The following is a 13,208-nucleotide window of genomic DNA, read 5'->3' on the forward strand; positions in this document are numbered from 1 at the left end:
CATGAGCGAATACCGCATCGAGCACGACTCCATGGGCGAGGTCCGGGTCCCCGCCGACGCCAAGTGGCGGGCGCAGACGCAGCGGGCCGTGGAGAACTTCCCGATCTCCGGGCAACGCGTCGAACGCGCCCATATCGAGGCGCTGGCGCGCATCAAGGGCGCCGCGGCGAAGGTGAACGCGAGCCTCGGAGTGCTCGACAAGGACGTCTCCGACGCGATTCAGGAGGCGGCGGCCGAAGTCGCCGAAGGCCGCTGGGACGAGCACTTCCCCGTCGACGTGTTCCAGACCGGGTCCGGGACCTCGTCCAACATGAACACCAACGAGGTCATCGCCACGCTCGCGACCGAGCGGCTCGGGCGGGACGTGCATCCCAACGACCACGTCAACGCGTCCCAGTCGTCCAACGACGTCTTCCCCTCGTCCATCCACATCGCCGCCACCGCCGCCGTCACCCGCGATCTCGTCCCGGCCCTCGAGCACCTCGCCGACTCCCTCGCCCGCAAGTCCGAGGAGTTCGCCGACGTCGTCAAGTCGGGGCGCACGCACCTCATGGACGCCACCCCGGTGACCCTGGGCCAGGAGTTCGGCGGCTACGCGGCGCAGATCCGCTACGGCGTCGAGCGGCTCCGCGCGTCCCTCCCGCGGCTCGCCGAGCTGCCCCTGGGCGGCACCGCCGTGGGCACCGGCATCAACACGCCGCCCGGTTTCTCCGCCGCCGTCATCGAGGAGGTCGCCCGCGCCACCGGGCTGCCGCTCACCGAGGCCCGCGACCACTTCGAGGCGCAGGGGGCCCGGGACGGGATCGTCGAGACGAGCGGGCAGCTGCGGACCGTCGCCGTGTCGCTCACGAAGATCGCCAATGATCTGCGGTGGATGTCCTCCGGGCCGCGCACCGGCCTCGCCGAGATCAGCCTTCCCGACCTCCAGCCCGGGTCCTCGATCATGCCCGGCAAGGTCAACCCGGTGATTCCGGAAGCCGTCCTCATGGTTTCCGCCCAGGTCATCGGAAATGACGCGACCGTCGCCACCGCAGGCGCAGCCGGCAACTTCGAGCTCAACGTGATGCTTCCGGTCATCGCGAAGAACGTGCTGGAGTCCATCCGGCTGCTCGCCAACGTCTCACGGCTGCTCGCCGACCGGACCGTCGACGGGATCGTCGCCCACCGGGAGCGGGCGCGGGAGTACGCCGAGTCGTCGCCCTCCGTGGTGACTCCGCTCAACAAGTACATCGGGTACGAGGAGGCCGCGAAGGTCGCCAAGAAGGCGCTGGCGGAGCGGAAGACCATCCGTCAGGTCGTCGTCGAGGGCGGGTACGTGGAGCGTGGGGACCTCACCGCGGAGCAGCTCGACGAGGCGCTGGATGTCCTGCGGATGACGCATCCGTAACCAATCGCGCACGCCGCACGCCCCGCGCGTGAACCGTGACGCGCGCCGCAGCGTCGTATGCCCATGGCACCTAATATCTGTGCATGGCAGACGGTGGAGCGGTGAGAGCCGAAACGGACGCGGGCGGGTCGGCGGTGTACTGGGCGCCCGGGAGTCAGATCCTGTGGCGTTACCGGGAGAACGGCGGCGCGGGCTTCCACATCGCGCGTCCCGTCACCGTCGTACGGGACGACGGCGAGCTGCTCGCCGTGTGGATGGCCCCGGGCACCGAGTGTGTGAAGCCGGTGCTCGCGGACGGTACGCCCGTGCACGTCGAGCCCTTGGAGAGCCGCTACACCAAGCCGCGGACCGTGCAGCGCGACCGGTGGTTCGGGACGGGTGTGCTGAAGCTGGCGCGGCCCGGTGAGCCGTGGTCGGTGTGGCTGTTCTGGGAACCGGGCTGGCGGTTCAAGAACTGGTACGTGAACCTGGAGGAGCCGCTGGCGCGTTGGGAGGGCGGGGTGGACTCCGTCGACCACTTCCTCGACATCACCGTGGATCCGAGCCGCGGTTGGCAGTGGCGGGACGAGGACGAGTTCACGCAGGCCCAGCGGGACGGACTGATGGACAAGCAACTGGCCGAACAGGTGCGGGAGGCGGGGCGGTCCGCCGTGGAGGTGATCCGGGCCTGGGGGCCGCCGTTCTCGGACGGCTGGCAGCACTGGCGTCCTGATCCGTCCTGGAGTGTCCCCACCCTGCCGGAGGACTGGGATCGTACGCCCGCGCACATGTCCTCGTGAGACCCTTGATGCGCCCCGGGGCAAGAAACGTAGGATCGTCCTCCGCAAGGGCGCGCCTTGATAACTACCGGAGCACGCGCTGGGCTTGACCGATCGTCACCGAGGGGCGGGCAGGACGTGAGCGAGGGGTACGAGGGCAACACCGGTGCGGGCGGCAGCGCTCCCGCCGGTGGCACAGAAACAGCCTCTGACCACGCGGGAAATCCGTTCCTGGGACATGCATTCCGGGTATCGGGTCTTCGGCGGGACCAACTGCACGCGCGGTATGCAGCGCCGGACGGACGGATTCGACACGCGTGACGGAGCAGCCGACCTCCTTCGAACGGCCCCAGACGGGCGTCGACCCCGCGGATCCCCGCGGGGCGCTCCTGCGTGCCTCGGCGCCGTCGCACCCGCACAGTGCCGAGCACGGCTCGGACATGCCGTCGCACGCGCCCGGCGCCGGTGCCTTAGCGGCGCAGGCGCGCGCCGGCGAGCCGCCGCCCGCCGGTCCCGGCACGACGACATCGAGCGGTGAGGACACCAGAGCCGTAGGTACCGAATCCGAGCACTCCCAGCCCGCCATCTCCGCGGAGCCCGACACGCACCGTCCGCGGCCCGTGCCCGAGGCGATCCCGGTCCAGCCGGGCACCGAGAGCGCCGGAGCCGAGGAGCGTCGTACCGGGCAGTCGCTGACGCCCGGCCGGCCCACGCCGATGCGGCGGGACGGGGACCGGCTGCGCTTCGTGGGCGCCGCGACCCGGCGGATCGCCCGTGGCATCGACCTGGACGAGATCGTGATGGGGCTGTGCCGGGCGACCGTGCCGACCTTCTCCGACGCCATCCTCGTCTATCTGCGCGACCCGCTGCCCGTCGGCGACGAGCGGCCCACCGGGCCGCTGGTGCTGCGGCTGCGCCGGACCGACCGGATCCCGCAGGAGCGGGACCTGGAGGTCGGGATCCTGCCGGTGCCGGTGCCGGATCAGTCCGAGCTGGACACGATCGGCACGGAGCTGTGCGAGGTACGGCCCGGCAGTGCGCTCGCCGAGGTGCTGCGCGGGGTACGTCCCGTGTTCACGGACACCTCGGACGTGCGCGCCGCGCTGACCGAACTTCTGGGTGAGGGCGGCGAGTTCGCCGTACCCGCCGGGCAGCGCGCGATCCTCGCCCCGCTGCGCGGCCGGCGCCGGGTGATCGGTGCCGCGCTGTTCCTGCGCCGCCCTGAGCGCATCGCCTTCGAGCCGGACGACCTGCTGGTCGCCGCCCAGCTCGCCACGCACAGCGCCCTCGGCATCGACAAGGCGGTGCTGTACGGCCGTGAGGCGTACATCGCCGACGAGCTGCAGCGCACCATGCTGCCGGAGACGCTGCCGCGGCCCACGGGTGTGCGGCTGGCGTCCCGCTATCTCCCGGCCGCCGAAACCGCACGGGTCGGCGGCGACTGGTACGACGCGATCCCGCTGCCGGGCAGCCGCGTGGCGCTGGTGGTGGGGGACGTCATGGGGCACTCCATGACGTCCGCCGCGATCATGGGCCAGCTGCGGACCACCGCGCAGACCCTCGCCGGGCTCGATCTGCCGCCGCAGGAGGTGCTGCACCATCTCGACGAGCAGGCCCAGCGGCTCGGCACCGATCGCATGGCGACCTGCCTGTACGCCGTCTACGACCCGGTCTCGCACCGGATCACCATCGCCAACGCCGGCCATCCCCCGCCCGTCCTGCTGCACCTGGGCGGCCGGGCCGAGGTGCTGCGGGTGCCGCCGGGCGCGCCGATCGGTGTCGGCGGCGTCGACTTCGAGGCCGTGGAGCTGGACGCACCGGCCGGAGCGACCCTGCTCCTCTACACGGACGGGCTGGTCGAGTCGCGCCTCAGGGACGTGTGGACCGGGATAGAGCAGCTGCGCGAGAAGCTCGCCGCCACCGCGCAGCTGACCGGACCCGATCATCCGCCGCCCCTCGAAGCGCTGTGCGACGAGGTGCTCGACATGCTCGGCCCGGGCGACCGGGACGACGACATCGCCCTGCTCGCCGCCCGCTTCGACGGGATCGCGCCGAGTGACGTGGCGTACTGGTTCCTGGAGCCGGAGGACGCGGCTCCCGGCCGGGCCCGGCGGCTGGCCCGGCGGGCGCTGTCCCGCTGGGGCATGGAGGACATCACCGACTCCGTCGAGCTGCTGGTCAGCGAGGTCGTGACCAACGCCGTGCGCTATGCGACCCGGCCGATCACGCTCCGGTTGCTGCGGACGGACGTGCTGCGCTGCGAGGTGGGGGACGACGTTCCGCAGCTGCCCCGGCTGCGGCAGGCTCGCGCCACGGACGAGGGCGGGCGCGGGCTGTATCTGGTGAACCGGCTGGCCCGGCGGTGGGGGGCGACGCGGCTGAGCACGGGCAAGGTGGTCTGGTTCGAGCTGAACAGCAGCTGAGGCCTGATGCCTCCGGCGGTGGGGCGGGGTCTCGCCTTCGCCGCGGGGGTTGGGTCGTAGGGCGGCTACGGGTTCCGTTGTGGCTTGTCGCGCCCACGCGGTGGAGCCGCATATGTCACAGCCCCGCACCCCTGAGGGGGCGCCCGGTGTTTGCCGGGCGCCCCTTTTTGTTGCTAGAGGTCGTTCTGTCTCGGGTCCAGTGGGTTCTCCGGGGTGGTGGCGTCCGCGGGAGGCGATGTTGTCGGGGTTGTCTGGGGCTTGGTCGTCGGGGCCGTCGTCGTCGGGGTTTCCGTCGGCGGCTCGCTCGTCTCCGGTTCCGTGGTCTCGGGCTCCGTCGTCGGGGGCTCGGTGGTTGGCTCTTCCGACGGTGTCTGGGTGGGGGTCCGGCTCGGGGTCGCCGACTTCGTCGGCTGGACCGCCGCGCCCTGGTCGGTTTCCAGGTCGAACTTGGAGTTCTTGGCCGAGACGCCGAAGGTGTACGCCGCCCAGATCTGCGCCGGGAAGCCGCCGCCGTTGACGCGCTCGAGGCCGCCCGCGCCGTACATCTTGGCCTGCGCGCTGGTCTTCACGTCCTCGCCGAACAGGCCGACCGAGGTGACCAGGTCGGGCGTGTAGCCGGTGAACCAGGCCGACTTGTTGTCGTCGGAGGTACCCGTCTTGCCGGCGACCTGCTGGCCGTCGCGCTCGGAGTTGTCGCGCACGGAGGTGCGGGCCGTACCGTCGTCGACCACGCCGGTCAGCACCGAGGTGACCGTGTCGGCGGTCTCACGGCTGAGCACCTCGCCGCCGATGGGGTCGGGCAGTTCGACCGTGCGGGTGTTGTGCTCGGCCGCCTTGAGAATGGTCGGGCTGACCTTCTTGCCGTGGTTGTCGAGGGTGGCGTAGACGCCCGCCATCTGCAGCGGGCTGGCGCCCATGGTGCCGAGGGTCTGCGCGGGCACCGCCTTGAGGTCGGCGGTGTCCATGCCGAGTGTGGCGGCCACCTTCAGGACGTTGTCCATGCCGACGTCGACGCCCAGCTGTGCGAAGACGGAGTTGATGGACTTGTTCATCGCCGTCTGGACGGTGACGTCGCCGTAGTTCTGGTCGTCCTCGTTCTCGGGGGCGAACCCGACCTTGGTGCCGTTGTCCACGACCGGCCGCTTGCTGGTGCCGTCGTAGATCGTGTTCGCGGTGATCGGCTTGCCGTCCTGCGTCTGCGCGTTCTCCTCCAGCGCGGCGGCGAGGATCACCGGCTTGAACGTCGACGCGGGCTGGTAGTCGGCGCGGGTCGCGTTGCTGCGGAAGTGCTTGTAGTAGTCGACGCCGCCGTACAGGGCAACGATCTTCCCCGTCTCGGGGTCCACGGAGACCGCGCCGGCCTGGATGTTCTTGTCGACCGACCGCTTCTTGGGGTCCAGCTTGCTGGTCAGCTGGGTCTTGGCCGCCTTCTCCAGCTGGGCCTGCCGCTTCTTGTCGATGTTCAGGGTGATGGTCCAGCCCTGGTTCTCGACCTGCGCCTCGGCCTCGGACCGCGAGATGTCCTGCTCCTTCATGAGCTGGTCCTCGAGCTGCGTGTTGGCCAGGTTGACCAGGTAGCCCTTCTGACCCTCCAGGCCGGGGGCGCCCTTCGGCTCCTTCGGGACCGGGAACTCCATGGCGTCGCGCTCGGCCTTGGGGAGCCAGCCCTCCTCGACCATGTTGTCCAGGACGTAGTTCCAGCGCTCCGTCACCAGCGCCTTGCCGGTCTTGTTGGCGACCGCCCAGTCGTACTGGCTCGGTGCCTGGAGCAGCGCGGCGAGGTAGGCGCCCTGCTCGACTTTGAGGTCCTTGGCGTCGACGCGGTAGTAGGCCTGGGCGGCGGCCTGGATGCCGTAGGCGCTGCGGCCGTAGTAGCTGGTGTTGATGTAGCCCGCGAGGATGTCGTCCTTGGACGTCGTGCGGTCCACCTTCAACGAGATGACCAGTTCCTTCAGCTTGCGCGTGACGGTCTGGTCCTGGTTGAGGTAGTAGTTCTTGACGTACTGCTGGGTGATCGTCGAGCCACCCTGCTTGCCCTTGCCGGACAGCGTGTTGATCAGACCGCGAGCGGTGCCCTTGAGGTCGACGCCGGCGTCGGTGTAGAAGGTCTTGTTCTCCGCCGCGACGAAGGTTTTCTGGACGGGCTTCGGGACCTCGCTGAGCGCCACGATCTCGCGGTTGGTCTCGCCGACGCGGGCCAGCATCGTGCCGTCGCTGTACTTGTAGACGTTGCTCTGCTGCTGGGCGGCCGCGTTGCCCTTGGGGATGTCCACCATCATGTACAGCGCGATGAACGCGCCGATGCCGAGCAGGCACAGCCCGAAGAAGGTGCCGAGGATCTTCTTCCAGGTGAACAGCCTGCGTATGAAGCTCTTCCCGGGCTTGCCGCCCGCGGCGGCCGACGAACGGCGGCTCTTGGGCGCCGCGCGGCGACCACCGCGCTGCCGCGCTCGTCTCTCTTCCGCTCGTCCCATGAGTCCGTTCGCTCCGCTTCCTTCTCGGCTGTCACACAGGTTCGTGGCCCAGGTCAGCTCAGAAAGCTAACACCGCTCTACGTGACAAAGGGCCCTCGATCCGGTCTTTTACGGACGTGAGAATCAGCACCCGTGTCCATGGAACCTGACTGACGAAAGGGGTTCATGGTTGCCGCGGCCGGACGAAATGAGAGCTCGCTCTCTCAGAGGCGACCGCGGCAGCGCAAGCAGACCGGACGTGAGTCCTCGTTCTATACACACGACGTATACACCCCGTGTACAGTCCTCTCCATGTCCATCGGTCACACCCTCCTGGGACTCCTGGAGTCCGGCCCCCGTCACGGTTACGACCTGAAGCGGGCCTTCGACGAGAAGTTCGGTCACGACCGGCCGCTGCACTACGGCCAGGTCTACTCGACGATGTCCCGCCTGCTGAAGCACGGGCTCGTCGAGGTCGACGGCATCGAGCCCGGCGGCGGCCCCGAGCGCAAGCGGTACGCCATCACCGAGGCCGGCGTCACCGACGTACAGCGGTGGCTCGCCACGCCGGAGAAGCCCGAGCCGTACCTCCAGTCCACGCTGTACACCAAGGTCGTTCTCGCGCTGCTCACGCGGCGCGACGCGGCCGACATCCTCGACACCCAGCGCGCCGAGCACCTGCGCATGATGCGGATCCTCACCGACCGCAAGCGCAAGGGCGATCTGGCCGACCAGCTGATCTGCGATCACGCGCTGTTCCATCTGGAGGCCGATCTGCGCTGGCTGGAGCTGACGGCCGCGCGGCTGGAGAAGCTCGCCGAGGTGGTGGCCAAGTGAGCGCACCCGCAGGTTCCCTGCTCGCGGCCGACGAGCTGCGCAAGGCGTACGGGCCGACCGTCGCGCTCGACGGCGCCGAGTTCTCCATCCACGCCGGTGAGGTCGTCGCCGTGATGGGCCCGTCCGGGTCCGGCAAGTCGACCTTGCTGCACTGTCTCGCCGGGATCGTGCCGCCCGACTCCGGCTCGATCACGTACAACGGGCGCGAGATGGCCACCATGAACGACGCCCAGCGCAGTGCGCTGCGGCGCAGCGAGTTCGGGTTCGTCTTCCAGTTCGGCCAGCTGGTGCCCGAGTTGGCCTGCGTGGAGAACGTCGCCCTGCCGCTCAGGCTGAACGGCGTCTCCCGCAAGGAGGCCGAGCGGACCGCCCTGTCCTGGATGGAGCGGCTGGAGGTCGACGACCTGTGCAAGAAGCGGCCCGGTGAGGTGTCCGGCGGGCAGGGGCAGCGGGTCGCCGTCGCCCGGGCGCTGGTCACCAACCCGCGCGTGCTGTTCGCCGACGAGCCGACCGGCGCGCTGGACTCCCTCAACGGCGAGCGCGTGATGGAGCTGCTCACGGACGCCGCCCGCTCCACCAACGCCGCCGTCGTCCTGGTCACGCACGAGGCGCGGGTGGCCGCCTACTCCGACCGCGAGATCGTCGTACGGGACGGGAAGTCCCGGGACATGGAGCGCGTCGTATGAGCTTGAGGCAGTGGTGGCTGGACCTTGCCATGGGGGTCCGGTTCGCGTTCGCCGGGGGGCGCGAGGGGTGGATGCGGGCACTGCTGACGGCCGTCGGTGTCGGGCTCGGAGTGGCGTTGCTGCTGCTGACGACCGCGGTGCCGAGCGCACTGGCCGCGCGCCAGGACCGGGAGAACGCCCGCAACGACCTCTCCTACGGCGACACCGACACCAAGGTGTCCAGGTCGGACCACTCGCTCCTGGTCGCGAACGCCGGTACGACCTTCCGCGACAAGGACGTCCGGGGGCGGGAGCTGGAGCCTGAGGGGCCGCGGGCGCCGCTGCCGCCGGGGGTGGCGAAGTTCCCGGCGCGGGGCGAGATGGTGGTCTCGCCCACGCTGAAGGACCTCCTGGAATCCGACTCCGGGAAGCTGCTGCGGGAGCGGCTGCCGCAGCGGATCGTCGGCACGATCGGCGAGAGCGGGCTGATCGGCCCGGCCGAACTCGCCTTCTACCGGGGCGGCCAGGGCCTCGCCGAGAGGCTCGGCGGAGGCGGGGCAGCGCGGATCGAACGGTTCGGAGTCTCCGAGCGGACGTCCGAACCGCTGGACCCCGTCCTGCTCCTGCTGATCCTCGTCGTCTTCGTCGTCCTGCTGATGCCGGTCGCCGTCTTCGTCGCCGCGGCCGTACGGTTCGGCGGCGAGCGGCGCGACCGGCGGCTCGCGGCGCTCAGGCTGGTGGGCTCCGACAGCCGGTCCACGCGGCGGATCGCCGCCGGCGAGGCGCTCGCGGGCGCGGTGCTCGGGCTGCTCCTCGGTGCGGGCTTCTTCCTGATCGGCCGCCAAGTGGCGGGCTCGGTCGAGGCGTTCGACATCAGTGTGTACCCGAGTTACCTCAATCCCTCCCCCGCGCTGGCCCTGCTGGTCGGTCTCGCCGTGCCGGCGGGCGCCGTACTGGTCACGCTGTTCGCACTGCGCGGCGTGGTCATCGAGCCGCTCGGTGTGGTGCGTACGGCGAAGCCCGCGCGGCGCCGGCTGTGGTGGCGGCTGCTGCTGCCGCTGGCCGGGCTCGCCATGCTCTACCCGATGCTCGGACAGGGCCGCGACGAGGGCGGCTTCAACCAGTACCTGGTCGTCGGCGGTGTCCTGCTGCTGCTCGTCGGCGTGACCGCGCTGCTGCCGTGGATCGTCGAGGCGGTCGTGGCGCGGCTCGGCCGGGGCGGTGTGGCCTGGCAACTGGCCGTACGCAGGCTGCAGTTGAGCAGCGGCACGGCCGCTCGCATGGTCAACGGCATCGCGGTGGCGGTGGCCGGGGCGATCGCGCTGCAGATGCTGTTCGCCGGGGTGGAGAGCGACTACACGAAGGCCACCGGCTACGACGTCTCACGGGTGCAGATGCAGGTGTCGCTGCGTGACGGGCAACCGCTCGGTTCCTCCGCCGAGAAGTTCCGGCGGACCGAGGGCGTGCGCCAGGTCTACGCGTACTCCGAGGGCTACCTCGGCGAGCGGCGCACGGATCCGGCCCTCGGCGCCCAGGTGACCGTCGGGGACTGCGCGTCGCTGCGGGCAGTGGCCGAGCTGCCCTCGTGCCGGGACGGTGACGTGTTCGCCGTACGGGGTGCCGACTACGACACCGACACCCCGAAGCTGGCGAAGGCCGGACGGACGCTGTACTTCGATCCGTCCTACGAGGGCGACGACGTGGAGAGCGCGGAGGTGCCCTGGGTGGTCCCGTCGGGCGTGAAGCAGGCGCAGACCCGCCCGGACCCGACCGAGTCGGAGCGGGGCGGCTTCCTGATCACCCCGAAGGCGCTGCCGGCCGCGGTCGGTGAGGTACTGCAGGGGCAGCTCTACCTGAACCTCGACGAGTCCGTGCCGGACGTGCACGACCTGGTGCGGAACACGGCGGCGACCATCGACCCGCTGAGCGAGCCCATGGTCTGGCAGTCGGTCGAGCGGGCGGACCGCTTCACCGCCATCCGCACCGGCCTCTTCGTCGGCGCCGCATGTGTCCTCGCCCTCATCGGCGCGAGCCTCCTGGTCTCGCAGCTGGAGCAACTGCGCGAACGCAAGAAGCTGTTGTCGTCGCTGGTCGCCTTCGGCACCCGGCGGCGCACGCTGAGCCTGTCGGTGCTGTGGCAGACGGCGATCCCGATCGCGCTCGGTCTGCTGCTGGCCTCGGCGGTGGGGCTGACGCTGGGCGCGGTCCTGCTGCAGATGACGAACACCTCGGTACGGGTGGACTGGCCGAGCGTGCTGTCGATGGCCGGCGTCGGTGCGGCGGTCGTGCTGGGGGTGACGCTGCTGAGCCTGCCGCCGCTGCTGAGGCTGATGCGGCCGGACGGGCTGCGCACGGAGTAGCCGACTGGGGGCTCCGCCCCCGGACACCCGGCCTGTGCCCACCGAGAGGTGGCCCTCGACCTCAGCCTCTCGACCCACCGAGTCGGGCGGTGGGTGGGCACAGGCCCGGGGGTCCTGGGGGCGGAGCCCCCTGGACCCCCGGGTTACGACGCCGGGGGCGTGTCAGTAGGGGCCGCTTCCACCGCCGTAGCACCCCTGGGTCGCGGCGACCGCTGAAGCGCCGCCTCGTGGGAGTACGACCGCAGATAGCCGACCACCGTGTTCGTCACCGCCACCAGCGGCACCGCCACCACCGCACCCCCGATACCGGCGACCATCCCGCCCGCGGCGACCGACAGCACCACCGCCAGCGGGTGCACGCGGACCGCCCGGCCCAGGATGAACGGCTGCAGGATGTGGCCCTCGATCTGCTGGACCGCCAGGACCACCACCAGCACCATCACGGCCGTGAAGACACCCTGCGTCACCAGCGCGACCACGACCGCCAGCGCCCCCGACACGACCGCGCCCACGAGCGGGATGAAGGCGAACAGGAAGATGAAGACGGCGAGCGGGACGGCCATCGGGACGTCGAGGAAGTAGATGCCCAGACCGATGAAGATGGCGTCGATCAGGGCCACTATCACCGTGCCGCGGACGTACGCCGTCAGCGTCCGCCAGGCCCGCGGGCCCGCGCCCGCCACACCCGGCCGGGCCGCCGCCGGCACCAGCTTCAGCGTCCACTGCCAGATGCGCCGGCCGTCGTAGAGCAGGAACAGCGTCGAGAAGGCCGCCAGCAGTATGCCGGTCAGCGCCTCGACGACGACGGTCACGCCCTCCAGGCCCGCCGAGGTGATCTGGTCGGTGTTCGCGCCGACCGCGTCGCGCAGGTTCTCGGCGATGTCGTTGATCTGCTTGTCGGTGACGTGGAAGGGGCTGTTGAGCAGCCACTTGCGCAGCTCGTCGATGCCGTCCTGGATCTGGTCGGAGAGGTTGTCGATGTTCTCCATGACCTGCCAGGTGACGAACCACCCGATCAGGCCCATGACGACGAAGCCGAGGATCGCGGTGAGGGCGGTGGCGAGCCCGCGCGGGAAGCCGAGCCGCCGCAGCCGTTCCACCGTCGGCTGGAGCAGCGCGGTGATGAGCAGCGCCGCCACGAACGCCAGTACGACGAGTTGTACGGCGCTGATGATCCGCATGAGGACCCAGAGCGTGCCGGCCAGGACGAGCAGGCGCCAGCCGGCCTCGGCGGCGACCCGGACGCCCCAGGGCACGACCTGTGCGGGATCCGGGCGGTCCACCACGACCACGGGCACGGGGTCCGCGGACGGCGGAAGGTGGTCGGTGGGCAGGTCCCTCTCCTGCGCCTCGGCATGCTCCCGCTCCGCCTCGGCCCGGCGCTCGCCGAACCGCTCACCCATGTCGGTCAGTTTGGCTCCGAGCCGACCGAGCCACCCTGGCACTGGCGACATGATCCGTCCCTTTTCCCCGTCTCTCCCCACCACTCCCCCTGGAGTCGTCCGGACCGACCGTACATGGCGAAAGCCCCTCCCCCTAGGACGGGGAGGGGCTGCGCGAGGTTGAGCGGGTGGCGGCTCAGTACCAGTTGTTGGCCTGCCAGAACGACCACGCCTCACAGGGGCTGCCGTAGCGGCTGTCCATGTAGTTGAGGCCCCACTTGATCTGGGTGGCCGGGTTGGTCTGCCAGTCGGCGCCGACCGACGACATCTTGGAACCCGGCAGGGCCTGGAAGAGGCCGTAGGCGCCGGAGGAGGCGTTGACGGCCCGGTAGTTCCAGCTGGACTCGTGGTCCACGATGTTGCTGAAGCACTGCCACTGGCCGCTCGGCACCATCGACTGCGCCATCGCCTGGATCTGCGCGATGGTGTAGGAGCTCTGGACGGGGAAGCTTGAGGAGTCGCGGCTGGCCTTGGTCTCGGCCTCCGCGCGCTCCTTGGCTGCCTGGGCGGCCTTCTCGGCAGCGTCCTTCTTCTCGATCGCGGTCTGGGCGGCAGCCTTGCGGGCCGCTTCCTCCGCCACCTTCTTGGCGCTCGCGTCCGCGGCGATGGCCTGGGCGTCCGCCTGCTGTGTCAGGGAGGCGGTCTGCACCTGGGCCTGCTGACCCGCGGGGATGTCTGCGAGGAGCGTCGAGTCGGCTGCAGTCGCCTCGGCGTCGTTGTTCTGCGCGGTGCTGCCCGAGGCAACTCCAACAACGCTTCCGACAGCGGTGACCGCCGTGGCAGAGGCCACTGCGAATCCCCGGACCGAAATCGGGCTCACACGGTTTCCTTCCAGCATCGCCCGCTTCGGTGACCCTGGCGGACGCAATCGTGCCCCTGGCAC

9 protein-coding genes are annotated in these 13,208 nt (G+C 70.4%); 6 read left to right on the forward strand and 3 right to left on the reverse strand.

Features of this window, described 5'->3' with window-relative positions; all coding sequences use genetic code 11:
* The first annotated feature begins 1 nt into the window (after position 1).
* From ACFYO2_RS10565 to ACFYO2_RS10575, 3 genes are all read left to right on the forward strand, one after another.
* Positions 2 to 1,387, forward strand: a complete 1,386-nt coding sequence (locus ACFYO2_RS10565; RefSeq protein WP_388346940.1) for a class II fumarate hydratase — start codon at positions 2 to 4, stop codon at positions 1,385 to 1,387.
* Between the two features lie 83 nt (positions 1,388 to 1,470).
* Positions 1,471 to 2,166: a DUF402 domain-containing protein gene (locus ACFYO2_RS10570; protein WP_388346942.1), complete on the forward strand. Its 696-nt coding sequence runs from the start codon at positions 1,471 to 1,473 to the stop codon at positions 2,164 to 2,166.
* Between the two features lie 296 nt (positions 2,167 to 2,462).
* Complete coding sequence (locus ACFYO2_RS10575; protein WP_388346944.1) at positions 2,463 to 4,568, forward strand: SpoIIE family protein phosphatase; 2,106 nt, start codon at positions 2,463 to 2,465, stop codon at positions 4,566 to 4,568.
* A 173-nt stretch (positions 4,569 to 4,741) separates the two neighbouring features.
* Here the strand turns inward: ACFYO2_RS10575 and ACFYO2_RS10580 are convergent, their stop codons facing one another.
* The gene (locus tag ACFYO2_RS10580) at positions 4,742 to 7,042 is read right to left on the reverse strand and encodes a transglycosylase domain-containing protein (protein WP_388346946.1); all 2,301 of its coding nucleotides are present in this window, start codon (positions 7,040 to 7,042) and stop codon (positions 4,742 to 4,744) included.
* Positions 7,043 to 7,333: 291 nt separating this feature from the next.
* Here ACFYO2_RS10580 and ACFYO2_RS10585 point away from each other — a divergent pair, with 291 nt between their 5' ends.
* Genes ACFYO2_RS10585 through ACFYO2_RS10595 form a run of 3 tightly spaced genes read left to right on the forward strand, consistent with a single transcriptional unit; the run spans position 7,334 to position 10,883 of the window.
* Complete coding sequence (locus tag ACFYO2_RS10585; protein WP_388346948.1) at positions 7,334 to 7,858, forward strand: PadR family transcriptional regulator; 525 nt, start codon at positions 7,334 to 7,336, stop codon at positions 7,856 to 7,858.
* Positions 7,855 to 8,544, forward strand: a complete 690-nt coding sequence (locus tag ACFYO2_RS10590; protein ID WP_388346950.1) for an ABC transporter ATP-binding protein — start codon at positions 7,855 to 7,857, stop codon at positions 8,542 to 8,544. Before ACFYO2_RS10585 ends, ACFYO2_RS10590 begins: the two co-directional genes overlap by 4 nt.
* Entirely contained in the window at positions 8,541 to 10,883 is a 2,343-nt protein-coding gene (locus ACFYO2_RS10595; RefSeq protein WP_388346952.1) for an ABC transporter permease, read from the forward strand. Before ACFYO2_RS10590 ends, ACFYO2_RS10595 begins: the two co-directional genes overlap by 4 nt.
* Positions 10,884 to 11,026: 143 nt before the next feature.
* Here ACFYO2_RS10595 and ACFYO2_RS10600 read toward each other — a convergent pair whose 3' ends face one another.
* On the reverse strand, positions 11,027 to 12,337 hold the full coding sequence (locus ACFYO2_RS10600; RefSeq protein WP_388346954.1) for an AI-2E family transporter: 1,311 nt from the start codon (positions 12,335 to 12,337) through the stop codon (positions 11,027 to 11,029).
* 124 nt (positions 12,338 to 12,461) lie between these two features.
* Positions 12,462 to 13,145 (reverse strand): transglycosylase SLT domain-containing protein, encoded by a 684-nt coding sequence (locus ACFYO2_RS10605; protein WP_388346956.1) that lies wholly within the window; start codon positions 13,143 to 13,145, stop codon positions 12,462 to 12,464.
* Between the last annotated feature and the right edge of the window lie 63 nt (positions 13,146 to 13,208).

The sequence above is a fragment of the Streptomyces sp. NPDC006602 genome, from assembly GCF_042870385.1.
Taxonomy (GTDB): Bacteria; Actinomycetota; Actinomycetes; order Streptomycetales; family Streptomycetaceae; genus Streptomyces.